Genomic DNA, 18,539 nt, shown 5'->3' on the forward strand with positions numbered 1-18,539 from the left:
TCAGGACACCCATGAGCATCAGCGTTTTCGAACTGTTCAAAATCGGCGTTGGCCCCTCGAGCTCACACACCGTGGGCCCCATGGTGGCAGCGCGTCAGTTTGTCTGTGACCTTGAAGAACAGGGGGCACTGACCAAAACCGACCGGGTCGAAGTCCACCTCTACGGCTCGCTGGCCCTCACCGGTATCGGCCATGGAACCGATATGGCGGTCCTGATGGGCCTTGAGGGCGAAGCCCCGGATACCATTGACGTTGACGCCATCGAAGGCCGACTCGCCGGAATCGAGAAGCACCAGCAGCTGATACTCAACGGCTTGCGCGCGATCCATTTCGAGCGCGAACGCGACCTGCTGTTCCACAAAGAAGAGTTCCTGCCTCAGCACTCCAACGGCATGACCTGCAAGGCGTTTGCCGGCGATGACTGTCTGTTTGAACGCAGCTATTTCTCCATTGGCGGTGGCTTTGTGCTGTCTGAAGACGACTTCCAGCATCGGGAACAGATAGCCACCCTGCTGCCCTACGATTTCAGTTCTGCGGAAGAACTGATGTCACTGTGCGACCGCCACGGCTGGACCATTGCCGAGCTGGCGATGGAAAACGAAAAGGCCTTCCGCAGCGAGCAGGAAATCAAGGATGCCCTGTGGCATATCTGGGAGGTGATGGACGCGTCCATCCAACGCGGGTGTCATCAGAGTGGCGTCCTGCCCGGCGGCCTCGGGGTACGCCGGCGCGCGGAAGAACACTACCGGGAGCTGTCCAAACAGACCGATGAGGAACGCCGCCGTGGGCTGTCGATTCTCGACTGGGTTAGCCTGTATGCGCTGGCGGTAAACGAGGAAAACGCAGCCCGCGGACGCATCGTCACCGCCCCCACCAATGGTGCCGCTGGTGTGATACCGGCAACCATCGCGTACTACGTGCACTTTGTGCATGAGCCGGAGGAACACGGCGACCTCAAGGATCAGGTGGTGGAATTCATGCTCACCGCCGGAGCCATCGGCATGCTGTTCAAGAAGAATGCGTCGATTTCTGCCGCTGAAGTGGGCTGCCAGGGCGAGATTGGTGTCGCCTGCTCCATGGCATCTGCCGGACTCGCCGCCGTGCAGGGTGGAAGCAACCAGCAAATCGAGAATGCCGCGGAAATCGGCATGGAGCACAATCTCGGGCTGACCTGCGACCCTATTGGTGGCCTGGTTCAGGTGCCCTGCATCGAGCGCAATACCATGGGAGCGGTAAAGGCCATCAACGCGGCGCGGCTGGCTCTGCGTGGTACCGGCGCCCATATCGTGCCGCTGGACAGCGTGATCGAGACCATGCGCCAGACGGGTATCGACATGCAGAGCAAGTACAAGGAAACGTCTCTCGGTGGCCTCGCGGTAAATGCGGTGAACTGCTGATCAAATGACGCCTCCCCGCCCGGCAACTATGCTGCCGGGCAGTGCCACAAGGCGGATTGCCCGGGTACTGGCTACCCGGGGATGCCGTGCCGGGTATACACATCAAATCTTCCGGATTTCCCTTCAAACCTCAGGCTCGGTTTTTCACCAGCCAGGTCCGGCGCCAATCGCGGGCGCTTGACCACGGTACGGTAATAACAGGCCGCCAGTGCAGGGGCCAGCAAGCCATCGGCGTCTTCGTCGCTGCCCACAATCTGGTGGAACGCGACCATCTCCTTTTTCACCTTGGCGCTTTTCTCCCGGCTCGGAAACATGGGGTCCAGATAAATCACCGGAATTGACTCCGCACCCTGCTCCGCCAGCCAGGCGGTGGCACTATCCACCAGCGGCTCCAGCAGCAGGCGCGCGGCAATCGGGCCCAGCTCGCGATCAGTGAGTGCGGCCTCCTGCAGCCGGCGCACCCCGTCCTCGAGCAGCGCATAGACCACCGGATTGCGTTCCAGCATTCGCACTTCACAACCGACAGATGCCAGTACAAACGCATCCCGCCCCAGGCCCGCCGTGGCATCCAGTACTTGCGGGTAAAATCCACTGCGAACTCCCACAGCCTTGGCGATCTGCTGTCCCTTACCGCCACCAAACTTGCGTCGATGGGCCACGGCGCCCGAGACAAAATCCACTGCCACCGGCCCCGGCGCCTTGCGCCCGGTCGCGCACAACTGCAGGCTCTGCCCTCGCTTTAGTACAAAGGGTGCATCGTCGATCAGTTTCTCCGGCGTTTCACCGAGATACGGCAGCTTTAGCTGAGTCGCCAACGCTTCGGCCTGACTACAGAACTCGGATTCTGCAGCCGTAACAGCCAATGGCAAGGTTGAAGGCATTGAGGAGGATATCCGTCGCTTAAAGCGGGGAATTTAACCGGGATGGCTCAGCCATTCCAGTGCTGAAGCCTCCTCGGAACCGGGAAAAGGACGAACTTCCGCGGAAACGAAGTGGTTGAGAAGCTGGGGCATAAAGCCCAGGAGGGTGTTGTCTGAAAGTACCGCAATTCGGTGAAGGTGGCGGTGCTGATTGCGGGTAAACACGCAGTGGGAGACCAGCGCCGCAAAATTCTGCCAGCCCCGATAATGACGGGCATCAATCAGTAGCCCCTGCAGGTATCCATGCTGACAGATGACCGGATCCACCTGCGCCGCCAGCGCACGAAACTCCGCAGGCCGCAGGTCTGCCACCGGGCGGATTTCAAGAATATCGTGATCGTGATGCCAACAGTGCTCAATCATGGCCTGACACAAATTCGTAACTACTTGTTTAAGCGTAGAAAAGAAAAAGGCCGCGAACCAGTCGCGGCCTTTTTTTGTCAGAGACTATTGAACTGTTAGCCAGCCATTACTGTGGTTCATCTCCGGTTTTGTCTTCGTCTTCACCGCGCAACTTGTCCATGGCGTCTTCCGCGGCATCTTTGGTGGCCTCACCGGCATCTTCCAGCGCGTCGCCGGCATCTTCGGCGGCATCTTTGAGCACCTCACCGGTGTCCTCCGCTGCATCTTTCACGGCATCACCAGCATCGCGGGCCGCGTCTTTGGTTTCATCGAGTAACCCGCTGTCGGAGGACTGTGGGTCTTCTGTCGTCGGAGCCACGTCGTCATTGTCCTGAGGCATCGTCGGATCAGCGTCCATATCCGGTGGCGTCGTACTTTCCGTGGCTGGTTTTTCCATGTTGTCGTAGGCATCGTCGACAGCGTCGTCCGATTTCTGCGACATGAAATAGCCGATGATCAACAACAGAATAATCAGTGGTAGCAGTAGTTTTTTCATATACCCAATGACCCCTGGTCAGCTTTAGAGAGTTCAGAACGATGGAGAGCAACCCGGTGAGTTACTCGGGGATACACCCGACACTTTGCTCCGCCGTTACCGGTTGGCGCCACGCCCTACTTCGCAGAAACCGTGATTGCGGAAGAAGTGGACGCCAATACTGATAAGAATAATCTTCAACGGGCACACTTCAAGGAACAATGTTCCATTATTCAAGTCTTTATGCTTCTAAAAGACCCCGGGCATATTCAGTGAGAGTCTATATGGTACTGATTTCTGTGCTGCCTGACGCCCCTTGCCCGGCCAGCCTTGCCGGTCACCCTTGATAGTACCGATCCAGTTGCACCAGCAGGCTGGCAGCCTCGGCGTCTTCGATCGCAGCCTCGCAACTGGACAGCTGCAGGCGCCCCCGGGTATCCGATTCAGCAAAAATGAGATATTGCGCGCCGCGCTTCAATTTGTGGTCACAGTCGTCCAGTGTCAGCCGGAAAGCGATCAGATTACTCGACTCCCCTTTCCACACCTTCTGCGCTACACCGGAATACACGTAACCGAGGATGGCCACCATTCCAGGCTCCGACAGCGCATTATCAACCATGCGATGAACCCCGGTTATTTTTACTCGGGCCACCAGTTCGGAATTGTGGATACGGCTGTAAACCGCATCGTCCACCTTCTCTATTACTGCGCCAGGCTTTATCCCCGGAGGGGCCAGCCCTTCGGAGGAGGATTCCACTGCTACTACCTTGCGCCCGCTTTCGAGTGCGGCGGCGGAAATATCGGAATCCTGCCGCGCATGCAGTACCTCGGCAGGAAGAAGTAGGAGTGTGGAAAGTAGCAGAAAATACAGCCCGGGCTTCGCAGTCCCCCTGGCTTGTGCGCGTAAATACATGTCAGCCATAACGATCCCTGCCATAACTGCCCCTGTCATTATTTATGGGCAATAAAAAAGGGCGCCGAAGCGCCCTTTTATCTTGCTACTGCAGCGGCAGCAATTCCAGCTCTACGCGACGGTTGGCCTGACGACCGGCGTCTGAGTCATTGCCGGCGATGGGATAACGCTCACCGTAACCCACTGCCTGTACACGACCAGCAGCAACACCACGGGTGGTGAAGAAATTTGCCACGGACTCGGCGCGACGCTCACTCAGGTTCTGGTTGGTTACGTCGGAACCGGTGCTGTCGGTGTGGCCACTGACACGGATCGCGGTTTTATCGAATTCGTTCAGTACCAGGACAACGGAATCCAGGGTGTCATAGAAATCGTTACGGATTTCGTAGCGGTTGGTGGCGAAAGTAATGTTACCCGGCATGATCAGGCGAATGTTGTCACCCTCACGCTGAACACGTACACCAGTGCCTTCCAGGCGCTGGCGGAGGGCCATTTCCTGACGATCCATGTAGTAGCCAATACCGCCACCGATGGCAGCGCCACCCAGTGCGCCAGTGATGGCACCCTTCTTGCGGTCGCTCTTGCTGGAAGTGGCTGCACCAATGATGGCACCTGCAACTGCACCGGCGCCGGCGCCTTTGGCTGCATTGCTGGTTTTACTTTCCTGGGTGTAGGGGTCCAGAGTGGTACAACCTACCAGTGAGCCAAGGGCAAGAATTGCTACCCATTTTTTCATTAAGCTTCTCCTAGCGCTTTTAATAATCAGGGTGAAAAATCGGCGATCGGGTGCAGTATCCCTTCCAGTAGCTGACTGGAAGCTGAACCACACGCGCCATGGGCACGAAGACTATGCGCAAAGTCTCCGCAGGTCCACCGCCGATTTCCCAAAAATGACGCTGCGTGCATTCTGGGACCGCATTCGATCGGATCCCGTAAAACTCATCGTCCCAGCACATCGGCCAGAGCATCCAGATATTGGACGCTGACCCAACCAATTCCGCGCACCATTCACGCCGGTGATTGAAATCGAACTGATTTGGCCCGCGTAATAATGGTGTGCCCGCGTGTAATTCACTCTTCCACAAGATCTGTGGATAACTTTGTGCATGAATCCAGAAAAGACCACGCCAAGCCCCACAAACCCTTGCCCCCAGCAATTTGGGCACTTTTTGGCCCGTTATATTTAAACTTTTAAAATCAATAAGTTACGACGCAGGCAGACTCGGAGGTGGCCGATGGAAGCGGCGCGAACTATGCACACCGTTAGCGCACGCGCATGTGGAAAAAATCTTGTCAAGCGTTAACAGGCGCTGAAAAAACGAAAATCTGAAAATTTCCAGAAACAGAAGTAGAAATACGCGCAGGGTTGGAAGTGTTTAGTAGTGCGGCGGTTTTTCCTCGTCAGGCTTGAACCCCTTCTGCACCTCGAATGACAGATCCTGGTATTTCTCCGTCATTTCTTTGACGCGCCCGACCAGTGCCCGGATCTGTGCATCCTGCGACGTAATCACATCATTCAGCTGAGCCAGGGTGTCTTCCTGAAAAGCCAACCGGGTTTCAAGCTCCTCCACCCGCGCCACCAGCTCTTGTTGATCTTCCACACTCATGGTTTACCTCCGCCAGCTCACAGCAGGCTGTACAGACAATTCTTCAGACCAACGGCGCGCTGATCCATAAACAGGCTCTGCCCCATTCGCGAAGTGACATACCCGAAGCCCAGCTCAGCTTTAGGGTCGGCAAAACCGACGCTGCCGCCGGCACCGGGATGTCCAAACCCGGACTCGCTCCCGAAGTGCAGGTCTTCCGCCGGGGACGACTTCAGAAACCCGCATCCAAAAGCCACTTCCGCCTGAAGTATGGCGTCCTGCCCTCGGCTCTGCTCCGCGGTGGTTTCACGCAGCAGCGCTGCGGGGAGCAGCTTCGGATCCTCACTGGCGAGATCGCCGTAGATCGCCGCCAGGTCGCGCGCACTGAAATGCCCGTTGGCGGCGGGGATCAACGACTTTCGCCACTGTTCGCCGTTGGTGCCCATCATCAGGGTAACGGGGTTGGTGAACGCGGTAGCCACCGGCCCCTGCCGGTCTTCCTTGATCGAGCGACCGATCGCGTTATCACGTAATTCCGGTAGAGGCTTTTTCAGAGGGCCGACATCCGCAATGGACGAGGACTGGTGTCCTTCAGCGCCAAAGCCGCCATCCAGGCCCAGCGGCTCCGAGATACCGCTGCGATACAGCGACATCAGCGGTTGGCCACTGGCTTTTTCAATCAGTCCACCCACAGTCCAGCCATACAGAAAAGGCGCGTAGCCCTGCCTGGTGCCGGGTTCCCACCAGGGTTCCGTGGCGGCGACCTTCTCAAGAGCACCGGCCCAGTCGTAAATCAGATCGTCCGCCACCCGCTCACGGAAGGCGATGACACCGGCACGATGGCACAGCAACTGGCGACCTGTGACCGCGGCTTTGCCGGCCTCGGCAAATTCCGGCCAGTAGTGCGCCACCGGCACGTCGAGGTCCAGATTGCCCGCCGCCACCTGTTGCAGCGCAATCAACGCAAGTACCCCCTTGGACGATGAGAACACGTTGGCGAGCGTATCTTCCTCAAACGCGCGCTCCCCCTGGCGATCGGCGTGTCCGGCCCACAGGGAAGCGATCTCCTCGCCCTGGTGTACCGCACAGAATGAAGCGCCCACATCGCCGTGATCGCGAAAATTGGTGGCGAAGGCGTCGTACAGGGCTTCGAAGCCCGGGGCGCAATATCCCTGAATATCCATTGGGGTCGGGTACCAGTTTCTGTGGGGTTATACGGAGCTGACAGCCTCCGAAGAGGCGGCGGGTTGAATCGGGCGCAAGGATAGCGGATAGGAACAGGGCTGTTAAGCTCGCGCCCGAGAATTTGCCCGGCGCTGGCCCGCGCGCCGGTCAATCTTCGGTGAGGGGTTCAAAGTCCTCTAATTTGTAACCGCAGTGCTTGCAGTACTCGGAATCTGCATCGTGTCCGGCACGGCCACAATTGTGACAGCGCGCCAGCTGTTTCTCACGGCCCAGCTCGTGCGCCAGCTCGGCGGTCACAATCCCTGTGGGTACCGCAATGATGGAATAGCCGATCAGCATGGTCATGGAGGCAATCGCCTGCCCGAGGGGCGTATGCGGGGTAATATCCCCGAAGCCTACGGTAGTGATGGTGACGATTGTCCAGTAGATACTTTTGGGAATACTGGTGAAGCCGTGCTTTGGCCCTTCCACGATGAACATGATGCTGCCGAATATGATGCAGATCACCAGCACACTGGCGTAAAAGACCAGAATACGCCGCCGCGCCTGCCACAGAGAACGGATCAGCAGGTTGGCATCACTCAGGTAGCGTACCAGCTTGAGGATCCGGAAGATCCGCAACACCCGCAGCAGGCGGATCACCATCAGGTAGGTGGCTCCGGTGAAGATCAGTGCCAGATAACTGGGCAATATCGCCAGCAAGTCTACTACGCCATAAAAACTGGAAATATAGGAGCGACGGTCCCTGGCACAGTACACCCTCAACAGGTACTCAACGGTAAACAGCCCGGTGAAAAACCATTCCAGGGTGAAGAAAATGTCCCCGTAGCGGACCCACCAGCTCTCGACCGATGCCAACAACACCAGCACGACGCTGACCAGAATGGTCCAGATCAGGACAACGTCAAAATACTTACCCGCCGGCGTATCGGTGCCAAAAATCACTTCGTTCAGCCACTTGCGGGTACCTGTCAGGGCCATTCAGTCTTTTCCTTATACTCGGGGGTTCATGCAGTGGCGAGTGGCCAACCTCCGTTATTCTAGCCGACAAAGCCGGTTTTCCTGCAACCCTGAGAACCTCACCGCCCTACCCGGCAGCTACAGTGGACACAGCAAAGCCCCCCTTTTCCTACGCCGCACCCATCGGCTATCCTTGCGCCGGCATACACAATCCACACGCCAAAGTATCAGTATGAGCAGCAAAAACAGACTGGTTTATTCCACAGACCGTGGCCGAATCAAGGACTCCCCCGCAGAGGAAAAACGCCACCAGGGCGACGGCATTGTCCGTATCCAGCGCGAGACCAAAGGGCGCAAGGGCAAGGGTGTCACCTGCGTGCGGGGGGTGGACGGGACCGACAGCGAGCTCAAGTTGCTGCTGGCAGAGCTGAAAAAGCGCTGCGGCTGTGGCGGTGCCCTGAAAGATGGCGTCATCGAGATTCAGGGCGACAAACGGGAAGAAGTGAAAGCGGTGCTAGAGACCAAAAACTACAAGGTGAAACTGGCCGGAGGGTAAATTCCGGCCGGGAATGACGCTTTTTTGAGCGAGATCACAATGCACCGACGAGGCGTAACGGCTTGATTTTCCGCTGCGTCTCTTCCGTCAGGCACAAACGCAGGAGCCTGGCGAGAGCAATCTGATACCCCTCATGTACCACTGCGCTCGCATTTTTGCAGCGCAGCTCCAGTCCCTGAAGTTCCCCCGCAAGATCACTGGTTCTGGAACCGGCGGATATGTCGGCCTCCCCTGCTCCGCACGCCTCGAGCTTTTCCATCAGCGCGGGAGGCAAAAGGTCTGGCTGCTTTGTCGCAGCCTGATGTACCTGGCGAATCTGCTGCACGGCAAGCTGCGCATATTTTTGCACCAGCGCCGGCGGTACGTCGGCCGATGGCAACCGCTCAATCAGTTCACAAATCAGGTCCCCGTGGCTGTCCAGGCCAGCGAGCGGCTCGCGTAGTGCCTCAAAGCCTTTCAGTTGCTCAAGGGCACCACTTGCCGCGCTGCCATCGGCGGCAGACATCGAGGCCATGGCGCAGTGAATCCGCTGAAAGAACATCCTGTGGAGCTGCTCCCGCTGTTGCATGCACTCCTGGACACGCGCGCGGTTGTCCTTGCGTGAAGCTTCCGCCGCTGATGGCGTAGTTCCACTGAGATCATAACTGCGCGGGTCAACACGCACATTGGCTCGCACCAGTGCGGCACCGAGCTGGATGCGCGTGCCGCGCAATTGTAACTGTGCGAGTCGTTGCTCCTGCTCCTGCAGGTCGATCAAACGGCTGCGCAGCCAATCGATAGACTCCTGCAATCCCAGCTCAGCCAACTCTTCATTATTTGGCTGTTGTAGCGGAAGAAAGTCTCTCGGAATGGCGCGATTGAAATATTCTGACAGAGTCTGCTGTGCCTCCTCCGTCTCTTTGCTAGCGGTAAGCAGGAGCTGGTTTTCAACCGGGCGGTAACTTTCATCAATCCCCTGCCGGCTACTTTTCGCACACAGGTCGTCAAAGTCAGTAAACAGTTTTTGTAAGGAAAAATCCGTCCGCTCAAGCAGCGCCGGCAAGCGCAAATCCTCCACCACACCAACCCGTTCATGGCCAGCAGGTTCGACCGCGCTCCAGCAATCGGTATCCTCGGCCATTGCCATCTCGATACTGGCCCGCGTGGGTTCATCCAGCGTTCGAAACAACCAGCGCACCGCCTGCGGGATATTGGCCAGGCGCCTGCCAGTCAAATGTGCCTCGCGATTGATCTCACCGCATACCAGGTCTGCGTGCACCAGCTGATTCCAGCGCTCGGCAAATTCAGCAAAGGCATCGCTGCCGATCATCTGTGCGGCGGCAGCGTCAGCGCGAGCTTCCAGTCGCCGCGCAAGCCCTGCACTGGTTGCGCGATGCACGTTTTGCAACCGCTCAACCACCGGCACGATTGCCAGGCCGCACGCCGACAGCACTTTGTGCAGTGGCTTCAGAAGGGGCGCCGGTGCCCCTTTAGCGCTAAACAGGGTTACCTCATTCTCCAGCGCGTCCTGCATCACCTGCAGCTTTTGCGCGGTAACCAGCGAGCAGTACATTGCTGCGCGTACCAGCCGGCCTTGATGATAAGAAAAGGCGCGTGCAATCAGCGCCGTCAGGTCACCACCATTCAGGGTAGCAACCGCGGCAAGGCCCAATTGCAGCTTGAGCTTTCCGTCGGTTGACTTGGCGACAAGGATCTCAGCACCGGGGGTCACTTCCACCAGCGTACCTTTTGCCTGCTTGGCCGCTGCCAGGTTTTTGGGCCCGGCGAGTTTACCGGCAATACCGAGGCCACTTTTGGCCTCCAGTACTTCCAGCAACAGAAACAACCCGGGTGCTTCAGGTTTACGTAAGTGTATTCCGGAGGGCGCTTCGCTATTTCCGGCAAAGGCAGGCTTGGTCGTCGTGAAAAAGGGATACAGGAACAGTACACCCAGCAGAGACAGCACGAGCAGTTTGAAGACGAGCCCAACGAGAACAGCCACGCCGAAGCTCCCCGCTATAATCGAGGCTGGTATAGCCCACAGCGCAGTCCCCAGGTAAAACAGAGTAAGGCAAAACAGTCCGACAAAGACGGCCGGCACCAGGGCGGCGCTGACCAGTCCAGGAACCAGCCCGAGAGGTTGAGCCCCGGACCCAAAGCGTACTGATTTTTCCGAATCAAACAGCGCTTCCAGTTGTGTACGCGCCGCGGAAATCGCCTTCTCCTCGACGGTCTCTTGTTTTGGCCTGGCTTCTCGCAACTCAGCCTTTTGAGGCTCTGCTTGTTGGGTTTTCGCTGCCGGAACTTTTACCGCTCCGGTGTTGATTGTTTTTCCCGGCGACTCGGGCAATGTACCGGGGTTGGCAACCCGACCATTTTTCGGGCTGACCGATTTCGCGGCGGCCTGCCGACCTGAAACACCACTTCCATTGACCACTTCGGCATGCACCGGTATGTCAGCGGATACAGCTGCCTTATCGCTCCCCTTTCGCGCCTTGCGTTTCTGGGCAAATTGCAGACGTGCGAGAATCGCCCGATTATCAAATTTCCCGGCAGGATGGACCTCAATTTTCAGCCCGATCTGCTGTAACTGCGTTCGGTACTGAACAACCTGCCCGGGCGAGAGATGATCCTTGATCACCCACCCTTTCAAAAACAGCTTTCGGGCCTGCTCGGGCGTGATGGAAAAGGCAGTCGCCATCTGCTGTAACACTTCTGCCGGCGCCTTGGCACGCAGAGTTTTACCCGCAGAGACAATCTGGAATTTTTGCTGGCCTGACATGGAATGTTCACCGCGCGAGATTGGCTTGACTTCAGAACGTTTGGAACCAGCATGGAGAGTAAAAGATTCGTCAGTACCCTTGTGCGCACTGGTTCTCAGACAGGTGGCCAATTAACCCGGATACGCCATTTGAAAACCGGCTTCACAGTGCTTTCGCCAACAAGGTCTCACGCCAAGGCTGCGCCGGGTTCACAGATGCATTATTTACCGGTCTTCAGCGCTTGAGGCGCGCCCCGGCGGCCGGAGTCCAGACGTCCACTTCGACTCCTGGAATATTGTGCTCGCGCGCATCGAAAACAGGCTCCTCGATACCGCGCCTTCTCTGGTTTTCGTAGTCTGAAAACACCTTGATTGCGGTGCCAGACAGTAACAAAATTGCCAACAGGTTGGCCGTCGCCATAAAGCCCATCGACATATCCGCCATATTCCATAACAGCTGGAAATTGCTCGAACTGCCAGTGAACGCCACCCAGGAACCGAACAAAATGAAAAAGATATACAGCACGCGATAGCAGAAAATCGACGTCCGGGTATGCCACAAGTAGAAGATATTGGTTTCGGCGTAGTAGTAATTGGCAATAATCGAGGTAAATGCAAAAAACAGCAGCGCGGTCGCGATAAAACTGTTGCCCCAGGCACCAACCTCACTGGCCAGCGCAGCCTGGGTCAGGGTCACCCCCTCTACCATCCCGCCCAGCTCGACATTGCTTAACAAAATGATCGCGGCGGTGGCAGTACAGATCATCATTGTGTCCAGAAAAACGGAAGCCATCTGTACATAGCCCTGAACCACCGGATGCTTCACATCCGCAGCGGCTCCCACATTGGGAGACGACCCCATTCCAGCCTCATTCGAAAAAAGTCCGCGCTTGATTCCGCTGGCCACTACAGCACCAAATGCGCCGGCACCCATTTCCTGCGCGCCAAATGCGTTCCCCAGGATGATGCCGAAAATTTCTGGCAGACGACCGATATTCATCACCACAATCGCCAGCGCCACGGTGATGTAGCAGAGCGCCATTATCGGCACCACAATACCCGCAAAACGACCAATAGACTGTATGCCACCAAATACGATCGATGCCGCCAGCACCGCTATCGCACCACCGACCAGCAGCGGGTTGAAGCCCCAGGCTGCCTGTATCGCTTCCGCCATTGCATTGGCCTGGACAGCATTGAAAAAGAACCCGAAGCAAATCACCAGAAAAATAGAAAAGACGATCGACAGCCACTTCCACTTTTTCCCGAGACCTTTGTCGATGTAATACGCGGGGCCACCGCGAAAGGTACCAGCCACTTCGCCGCGCTCTTTAAAGGTCTGCGCCAGGGTGTTTTCTATCAGGCTGGTTGCCATGCCCACCAGTGCCACCATCCACATCCAGAAAACCGCACCGGGCCCGCCTGAAGTAATGGCTACCGCCACGCCGGCGATATTGCCGGTTCCCACACGGGCTGCTGCACTGGTAGCAAAAGCCTCAAAGGATGACACCGAGTCGTCGCTTTCCTTACGGAAACTCCGCGCCATCACTTTCAACATATGGCCGAATGCACGGATCTGGACGACGCCGGTTCGGACCGTAAAAAAGATTCCCGCGGGCAGTAACGCGGCTATGAGAATACCCAGCCACCAGTAGCCACCGATGCCACCCCAGGTAACCTGATTTCCGCCATTGACCAGTGCAGTCAAGCTGTCGAGTATCGCCTGCATATTCCCTGTGCCCGCTGTAACCTTGACGTATTCTGTAGAAACCCCTGTAAAGGTTAGCAGCGCTCTTTCCGCAGCTCGCTATCTTTCAGGCTTGTTGCCGGATTTAGGCCCGACACTTGCTCACCAACAGAGCCGGCGTAAAATGCCTCAATAGCAGCGCGCCAATGCGACAAGAAACAGCCAGAGGAACCGAGCGCTAAATGACCTCATCCAGAACGACAGACACCGCACACCGCCAGACCGCACCCTATGGCAGCTGGGCATCTGCCATCAATGCCGAGTTGCTGACTGCTGGCAATGTGCGCTTGAGTGAGGCCCGGCAATTTGCGGGCAAGGCCTACTGGCTCGAATCCCGTCCGGCAGAAAAAGGCCGTTCGGTGCTTGTGGAGTGCGACCTGAAAGATGCGGCGCGCCCAAAACGCGACCTGCTCCCGTCACCGTTGAGCGTGCGCTCTAAAGCACACGAATACGGCGGCGGCGTCTACGTCATTGGCAATGGTCAGGCGTACTTCGTGCTCGCTGCCGACCAGCGAATTTATCGTATGCCTCTTGAGGGCGAAGTTCCCGAACCGGTCACACCGGAAGGCCCCTACCACTATGCCGATTTGCAGATTGACCTCCGGCGAAACCGCCTGCTGTGCGTACAGGAAGACGAAAGTGACAAGAGGCGCGAAGCCGTTGCGCGCTTGATCGCCATTGACCTCTCCCAGCCAGAGGGCGACGCGCAGATCACGGTACTGGCAGAAGGTGCCGATTTTTATTCCAATCCCGCCCTGAGCCCGGACGGACTGCGGCTCAGCTACCTGCAATGGGACCACCCGGATATGCCCTGGGATGCCACCAGGTTGATGCTCGCGGAGCTGGACGAAAATGGCGAGATTGCAAAAGTGCGGCAGATCGCTGGTGGCGGAAACGAATCCATATTCCAACCCCAGTGGTCCCCCTCCGGACAGCTGTTCTACGTATCCGACAGAAACAACTGGTGGAATATATATCGCGCAGGTAGCGAGCAACCGCTGTGGGAAAAGCCCGCCGAATTTGCCACGCCGCAATGGGTATTCGGCATGTCGACCTACGGTTTTCTGAGTGACAGCGAGATTTTCTGTACTTATACAGAACAAGGCATCTGGCGGCTGGCGTTGATCGACCTGAATACCGGGCAGCCGCAGCCTCTGGAACACCCGGGGTGTGACTTTGAAAGTATCAGTTGCGCCGATGGACGCGCGCTGTTTATTGCCAGTGGCCCAGCGGACTTCCCCAGTGTTTCCCTCTACGACGGCGACAAAAACGCTTTTTCCGTGATTGCCAGCAGTAGCGCCGCCCCGGTCGAACCCAAATGGTTTTCCCGTGCGCAACCGATCTCGTTTGAAAAGGACGGGCGTGAAGTGCACGGTTTCTACTATCCACCGTGTAACCCGGATTTCCAGGCGCCGGCGGAGGAAAAACCACCGCTGATCGTGTTCGGACACGGCGGACCGACCGGTGCCACCTCCGCAGGCCTTAACCTCAAGGTCCAGTACTGGACCAGCCGTGGCTTCGCCATCCTCGATGTGAATTATTCCGGGAGCACCGGATACGGGCGCACCTACCGGGACCGCCTGAAAGACAACTGGGGCATTCTCGATGTCGAGGATGTCTGCGCCGGTGCCGAGTACCTGGTCGAACAGGGACTGGCTGACGCCAATCGCCTGCTAATCAAGGGTGGCAGCGCCGGCGGCTACACGGTACTGGCCGCACTGACGTTTCACGATACCTTTTCCGCGGGTGCCAGCCATTATGGTATCGGTGACCTGACTACCCTCGCCCGGGACACTCACAAGTTCGAGTCGCGCTATCTCGACAAACTGGTCGGCCCCTGGCCCAAGGCGGAAGCAATTTACCAGGCCCGTTCGCCCCTCAATCACATTGAACAGCTGGATTGCCCAGTCATCTTTTTTCAGGGCATGGAAGACAAGGTTGTTCCACCAAACCAGGCCGAAACCATGGTGACCGCGTTGCGCCAGCGCGGCGTTCCCGTGTCCTATATTACGTTTGCCGAAGAAGGCCACGGCTTCCGCGCCGCCAGCAGCATCAAAATGGCGCTGGATGGGGAGCTGGAATTCTACAGTCGCGTATTTGGATTTCCCTTGCCGCAGCCGGGCCCGGGAATCTCCATCGATAACCTGAGTGAGAGCCGCTGATGGGACGCTGGAGACCACCGCGTCCAAGAGGCTCGCGCTATATCACCCCCGAGGGTGCTGCGCGCATGCGTGCGGAAGTCCGACAACTGTGGGAAGTGGAACGCCCGCGGGTGACCCAGGCCGTGAGTGACGCGGCCAAACTCGGCGACCGCAGTGAGAATGCGGATTACATTTACGGCAAAAAAAGATTGCGGGAAATCGACAGTCGGGTGCGCTTTCTCACCAAACGGCTGGAAGAAATCACCGTGGTGGACCGTATCCCGGACGATCGCGAAAAAGTATTTTTCGGAGCCTGGGTAACCCTGGAAGACGACGATGGAAAGACCGTGCGCTACCGCATTGTCGGTCCGGATGAATTCAATGTGAAGGAAGGCCTGATATCGATGGATTCACCGGTGGCACGCGCGCTGATCGGCAAGCGACTGGATGACGAGATCGAGGTCCAGCAGATGGAGCAATGGGTCACCTACTACATTGTCGAGATAGATTACCCCGATCCGCCCGAGATTTAAGGCCGACATAGTGGCCCACCCAGCAGGGGGATCGCCTCACGCGCCCCCATCAGCCATCAAAGATTTCCGACGGGCGCAGCCTGCGTACTCAAAAAGCGTGTCCTTTATTGCCAGAGCGGCGAATCGATATGCAAGTGAGAAAAAAAAAGCCCCGGCAACCACATTGGATTGCAGGGGCCTTGTCGATCGAGGGTTTGCTCGGGAATTAACGCACACCCTCGAGCAGGTGCCGCGCAATGATCAACCGCTGGATCTCACTGGTGCCCTCGTAAATGGTGGTGATGCGTACATCTCGCGCCATACGCTCCAGCGGGAACTCCCGGGTGTAGCCCACACCACCGTGCATCTGCAGGGCCACGTAACAGGCTTCGTTGGCCTTTTCCGAGGCGTAGAGCTTTGCCATGGACGCAGCCGGACCGAAGGGCTGGCCGGCGTCTTTCTGCCAGGCGGCCTGCAACAGCAGCAGTCGCGCGGCTTCCATCTCGGTGTACTTATCGGCGAGCTGCCACTGTAGCCCCTGGAACTGTGCCAGGGGCTTGCCGAACTGTTCCCGCCCCTGCAAATAGGTGCGCGCGCAATCCAGCGCTTCCAGGCCAATACCCAGCGCCAGCGATCCGATACCAATACGGCCGCCCGCCAGCTCACCGGCTGCGATACGGAATCCACGGTTCTCTTCACCCAACATGTTCGACGCGGGAATTCGGCAGTCTTCAAACGCAACCTCGTTGGTCACGGACGCCTTCTGCCCCATCTTTTCTTCGGCTTTGCCGATCACCAGTCCGGGGGTGCCGGCCTCAACCAGGAAACAGGAAATCCCCTTCCCTTTCGGCGCCGAGGAGTCGGTCACGGCCCACACCACAAATACGCCGGCAAACTCGGCGCTGCTGATAAACAGCTTGCTGCCGTTCAGCACAAAGTCATCACCATCCCTGACCGCGCGGGTACGCATCGCGGCGGCGTCGGAGCCGGAACTCGGCTCGGTGAGACAGAAAGAACCGGCGGGGTATTCGCCGCTGCAGATTTTCGGCAGGAAGTAATTTTTCTGCGCATCGGTACCCATGGCCTGGATCACTTCCGCCACCATGTTGGTGACCGAAGTGGTAGTGGCGGTAGAGGCACAGCCGCGGGCGATTTCTGCGATGGCGAGACTGAAGGCGATGGTACCGGCACCGGTACCGCCGAATTCGGGGTCGATATTGATCCCCATAAAACCGAGTTCCGCCAATTCCTTCAGTTTTTCCAGAAACAGTGCACGGTTGCCGCTTTTATCCAGTTCCGCGGCAATCGGCTTCAGTTCACTCTCGGCAAACTGACGCGCGGCCTCCTGGATCATCTGTTGTTCTTCGGTCAGCTCGAAATTCATGGGGTCTCACCTCGCTTGGTACATTCTGTCGCCAGGACCTTTTGGGTCGCGACTCATTATTGGTTTTATCGGTTTATCAGGATCGCTGAAAAAACAGACGCTTCAACGCGCCCTGCTGTATCGCCACACCCAGCAAGATCATTGCCAGGCCCGCGATAGTGGCTAGCTGGATTTTTTCACCCACCAGCAGCGCAATCAGCAGCAGCGACAAGGGTGGGGAAAGATAGATGAAATTACTGATCCGGGCCGTGTTGTCGCAGCTCATCATTGCTGCCTGCCATAGCAGAAAGGCAATGCCCATTTCGAACAACCCGACATACAGCGCACCCAGCCAGCCCGCGAGCGGTGGCCACTGCCAGGCCTCTCCCCAGCCCTGCCACAACAGTGTGCCCGCGAGCCACGGCAGACCGCAGCAACATGTCAGGAACAGGTTCACTGCGGCGGTGCCACCAATGCGGGTATTCAACAACCAGTAACAGGACCATATCAACGTACTGAGGAGTGCCAGAGTCACGCCCCAGGGCTGATCAAATTGCAGCCCCAGGAGATCGCCGCCGGTGGCGATCACCAGTACGCCGGTATAGCAGACCAGCCCCGCTAGGAGGTCCTGCCGGCGCAGCTTTTGCTTCAATAGAGGAACGGAAAGCAGCGCCAGCAGCACACCCCAGGTGTAGTTCAACGGCTGCGCCTGCTGTGCCGGGAGTAGTTCGTACGCGTGAAATAGCGTCAGGTAATAAAGGAAAGGATTACAGAAGCCTAGCGCAATATACCAGCGGTGGTTGCGCCGCCAGCTTGCGCCGATTTCAGCACTGCGCCCCTGCCAGAATATGGCGACGAGCATGAATACGGCCGAAACCACCGACGCAATACTGACCAGCTGCAGAGGCGTCAGGTACTGCAGCGACAACTTGAATGCGCTCGCGACCGTGGACCAGCAAAGCACCGCAGCCAGCGCCAACGAGGTGGCGCGGCGATTGGCCTTGCTGGCGGCAGGGAGAGATTCCACTCGATCCACTAGACTCGATCCAATGACAGCATATGTGTTTGACGGGCCGCTGCGTGACTATCGCTTGCCGGACTTGGGTTCCGGGTCCGGTACGGCAACCGAAGTGTCGGTTTTGACTTCCTGCATCACCACGTAGGTATGTGTTTCACGCACACCCGGGACGGATGCGAGCTTCTCGCCGAGGAATCGCCGGTAACCGAGCATATCCTTGATACGGATTTTGACCAGGTAATCGAAACCACCGGCCACCATATGGCACTCCTGAACCTCTTCGAGACTGGAAACATGCTTATTGAACGCTTCCAGAGTTTCCGTGGCGGTATCCGACAGGGATACCTGGATATACACCACCAGGCCCGCGTCGACCTTGAGCGGGTCGAGCAATGCCACATACTCCTGAATAAACCCTTCGCGCTCCAGGCGCTTCACCCGCTCCAGGCAAGGCGTGGGACTCAGGTTTACCCGACGGGCCAGCTCAACGTTAGGCAAGCGGCCAGCGCGCTGCAGAATGCGCAGAATCTGGCGATCAATGCGGTCCAGATCTTCCAACTTCCGAGACATACAAAATACCCTACTGGTGATTAACCGAATAAGCCCTATATTTAACCACACTAT

General features: G+C 57.6%; 17 protein-coding genes. 4 read left to right on the forward strand and 13 right to left on the reverse strand.

Annotation, left to right across the window (positions count from 1 at the left end; translation table 11 throughout):
- The first annotated feature begins 11 nt into the window (after positions 1 to 11).
- Positions 12 to 1,397 carry an L-serine ammonia-lyase gene (locus GTQ55_RS09805; RefSeq protein ID WP_161858572.1) on the forward strand — a complete coding sequence of 462 codons (1,386 nt, stop codon included), beginning with the start codon at positions 12 to 14 and terminating at the stop codon, positions 1,395 to 1,397.
- 71 nt (positions 1,398 to 1,468) lie between these two features.
- Here the strand turns inward: GTQ55_RS09805 and GTQ55_RS09810 are convergent, their stop codons facing one another.
- The 8 genes from GTQ55_RS09810 to GTQ55_RS09845 form a co-directional block, all read right to left on the reverse strand.
- Positions 1,469 to 2,278 (reverse strand): class I SAM-dependent methyltransferase, encoded by an 810-nt coding sequence (locus GTQ55_RS09810; protein ID WP_161858573.1) that lies wholly within the window; start codon positions 2,276 to 2,278, stop codon positions 1,469 to 1,471.
- 33 nt (positions 2,279 to 2,311) lie between these two features.
- The gene (locus GTQ55_RS09815; protein ID WP_161858574.1) at positions 2,312 to 2,680 is read right to left on the reverse strand and encodes a SpoIIAA family protein; all 369 of its coding nucleotides are present in this window, start codon (positions 2,678 to 2,680) and stop codon (positions 2,312 to 2,314) included.
- 106 nt (positions 2,681 to 2,786) lie between these two features.
- On the reverse strand, positions 2,787 to 3,215 hold the full coding sequence (locus GTQ55_RS09820; protein ID WP_161858575.1) for a hypothetical protein: 429 nt from the start codon (positions 3,213 to 3,215) through the stop codon (positions 2,787 to 2,789).
- A 316-nt stretch (positions 3,216 to 3,531) separates the two neighbouring features.
- Positions 3,532 to 4,131 carry a hypothetical protein gene (locus GTQ55_RS09825; RefSeq protein WP_161858576.1) on the reverse strand — a complete coding sequence of 200 codons (600 nt, stop codon included), beginning with the start codon at positions 4,129 to 4,131 and terminating at the stop codon, positions 3,532 to 3,534.
- 61 nt (positions 4,132 to 4,192) lie between these two features.
- Positions 4,193 to 4,843, reverse strand: a complete 651-nt coding sequence (locus GTQ55_RS09830; protein WP_161858577.1) for a YiaD family glycine zipper/OmpA-like lipoprotein — start codon at positions 4,841 to 4,843, stop codon at positions 4,193 to 4,195.
- 640 nt (positions 4,844 to 5,483) lie between these two features.
- Positions 5,484 to 5,714, reverse strand: a complete 231-nt coding sequence (locus GTQ55_RS09835) for a SlyX family protein (protein WP_161858578.1) — start codon at positions 5,712 to 5,714, stop codon at positions 5,484 to 5,486.
- Positions 5,715 to 5,731: 17 nt separating this feature from the next.
- Complete coding sequence (locus GTQ55_RS09840) at positions 5,732 to 6,877, reverse strand: serine hydrolase domain-containing protein (RefSeq protein WP_161858579.1); 1,146 nt, start codon at positions 6,875 to 6,877, stop codon at positions 5,732 to 5,734.
- A gap of 148 nt (positions 6,878 to 7,025) precedes the next feature.
- The gene (locus tag GTQ55_RS09845) at positions 7,026 to 7,859 is read right to left on the reverse strand and encodes an ion transporter (RefSeq protein WP_161858580.1); all 834 of its coding nucleotides are present in this window, start codon (positions 7,857 to 7,859) and stop codon (positions 7,026 to 7,028) included.
- A gap of 211 nt (positions 7,860 to 8,070) precedes the next feature.
- Between GTQ55_RS09845 and yciH the strand changes: the two genes are divergently transcribed.
- Positions 8,071 to 8,394: a stress response translation initiation inhibitor YciH gene (gene yciH, locus GTQ55_RS09850; protein WP_161858581.1), complete on the forward strand. Its 324-nt coding sequence runs from the start codon at positions 8,071 to 8,073 to the stop codon at positions 8,392 to 8,394.
- Between the two features lie 34 nt (positions 8,395 to 8,428).
- Here yciH and GTQ55_RS09855 read toward each other — a convergent pair whose 3' ends face one another.
- Positions 8,429 to 11,155: a hypothetical protein gene (locus GTQ55_RS09855; RefSeq protein ID WP_161858582.1), complete on the reverse strand. Its 2,727-nt coding sequence runs from the start codon at positions 11,153 to 11,155 to the stop codon at positions 8,429 to 8,431.
- Between the two features lie 214 nt (positions 11,156 to 11,369).
- Entirely contained in the window at positions 11,370 to 12,863 is a 1,494-nt protein-coding gene (locus GTQ55_RS09860; RefSeq protein ID WP_183946525.1) for an alanine/glycine:cation symporter family protein, read from the reverse strand.
- Between the two features lie 200 nt (positions 12,864 to 13,063).
- Here GTQ55_RS09860 and GTQ55_RS09865 point away from each other — a divergent pair, with 200 nt between their 5' ends.
- Together GTQ55_RS09865 and greB are read left to right on the forward strand one after the other, a co-directional pair.
- Entirely contained in the window at positions 13,064 to 15,043 is a 1,980-nt protein-coding gene (locus tag GTQ55_RS09865) for a S9 family peptidase (RefSeq protein ID WP_161858583.1), read from the forward strand.
- A complete protein-coding gene (gene greB, locus GTQ55_RS09870) occupies positions 15,043 to 15,555 on the forward strand; it encodes a transcription elongation factor GreB (RefSeq protein WP_161858584.1) in 513 nt (170 codons plus the stop codon). Before GTQ55_RS09865 ends, greB begins: the two co-directional genes overlap by 1 nt.
- 205 nt (positions 15,556 to 15,760) lie before the next feature.
- Here the strand turns inward: greB and GTQ55_RS09875 are convergent, their stop codons facing one another.
- The 3 genes from GTQ55_RS09875 to GTQ55_RS09885 all read right to left on the reverse strand — a co-directional run bounded on the left by GTQ55_RS09875 (position 15,761) and on the right by GTQ55_RS09885 (position 18,485).
- The gene (locus GTQ55_RS09875; RefSeq protein WP_161858585.1) at positions 15,761 to 16,918 is read right to left on the reverse strand and encodes an acyl-CoA dehydrogenase family protein; all 1,158 of its coding nucleotides are present in this window, start codon (positions 16,916 to 16,918) and stop codon (positions 15,761 to 15,763) included.
- A 76-nt stretch (positions 16,919 to 16,994) separates the two neighbouring features.
- Entirely contained in the window at positions 16,995 to 17,933 is a 939-nt protein-coding gene (locus tag GTQ55_RS09880; protein ID WP_237567638.1) for a DMT family transporter, read from the reverse strand.
- A 48-nt stretch (positions 17,934 to 17,981) separates the two neighbouring features.
- Positions 17,982 to 18,485 carry an Lrp/AsnC ligand binding domain-containing protein gene (locus tag GTQ55_RS09885; RefSeq protein ID WP_161858587.1) on the reverse strand — a complete coding sequence of 168 codons (504 nt, stop codon included), beginning with the start codon at positions 18,483 to 18,485 and terminating at the stop codon, positions 17,982 to 17,984.
- Positions 18,486 to 18,539 lie beyond the last annotated feature (54 nt).

The organism is Microbulbifer hydrolyticus, assembly GCF_009931115.1.
Lineage (GTDB): Bacteria > Pseudomonadota > Gammaproteobacteria > Pseudomonadales > Cellvibrionaceae > Microbulbifer > Microbulbifer hydrolyticus.

Coding starts and splice junctions, on each gene's coding strand:
- GTQ55_RS09805 (WP_161858572.1), top strand. CDS start 12: ATGAGCATCAGCGTTTTCGAACTGTTCAAAATCGGCGTTGGCCCCTCG.
- GTQ55_RS09810 (WP_161858573.1), bottom strand. CDS start 2,278: ATGCCTTCAACCTTGCCATTGGCTGTTACGGCTGCAGAATCCGAGTTC.
- GTQ55_RS09815 (WP_161858574.1), bottom strand. CDS start 2,680: ATGATTGAGCACTGTTGGCATCACGATCACGATATTCTTGAAATCCGC.
- GTQ55_RS09820 (WP_161858575.1), bottom strand. CDS start 3,215: ATGAAAAAACTACTGCTACCACTGATTATTCTGTTGTTGATCATCGGC.
- GTQ55_RS09825 (WP_161858576.1), bottom strand. CDS start 4,131: ATGGCAGGGATCGTTATGGCTGACATGTATTTACGCGCACAAGCCAGG.
- GTQ55_RS09830 (WP_161858577.1), bottom strand. CDS start 4,843: ATGAAAAAATGGGTAGCAATTCTTGCCCTTGGCTCACTGGTAGGTTGT.
- GTQ55_RS09835 (WP_161858578.1), bottom strand. CDS start 5,714: ATGAGTGTGGAAGATCAACAAGAGCTGGTGGCGCGGGTGGAGGAGCTT.
- GTQ55_RS09840 (WP_161858579.1), bottom strand. CDS start 6,877: ATGGATATTCAGGGATATTGCGCCCCGGGCTTCGAAGCCCTGTACGAC.
- GTQ55_RS09845 (WP_161858580.1), bottom strand. CDS start 7,859: ATGGCCCTGACAGGTACCCGCAAGTGGCTGAACGAAGTGATTTTTGGC.
- yciH (WP_161858581.1), top strand. CDS start 8,071: ATGAGCAGCAAAAACAGACTGGTTTATTCCACAGACCGTGGCCGAATC.
- GTQ55_RS09855 (WP_161858582.1), bottom strand. CDS start 11,155: ATGTCAGGCCAGCAAAAATTCCAGATTGTCTCTGCGGGTAAAACTCTG.
- GTQ55_RS09860 (WP_183946525.1), bottom strand. CDS start 12,863: ATGCAGGCGATACTCGACAGCTTGACTGCACTGGTCAATGGCGGAAAT.
- GTQ55_RS09865 (WP_161858583.1), top strand. CDS start 13,064: ATGACCTCATCCAGAACGACAGACACCGCACACCGCCAGACCGCACCC.
- greB (WP_161858584.1), top strand. CDS start 15,043: ATGGGACGCTGGAGACCACCGCGTCCAAGAGGCTCGCGCTATATCACC.
- GTQ55_RS09875 (WP_161858585.1), bottom strand. CDS start 16,918: ATGAATTTCGAGCTGACCGAAGAACAACAGATGATCCAGGAGGCCGCG.
- GTQ55_RS09885 (WP_161858587.1), bottom strand. CDS start 18,485: ATGTCTCGGAAGTTGGAAGATCTGGACCGCATTGATCGCCAGATTCTG.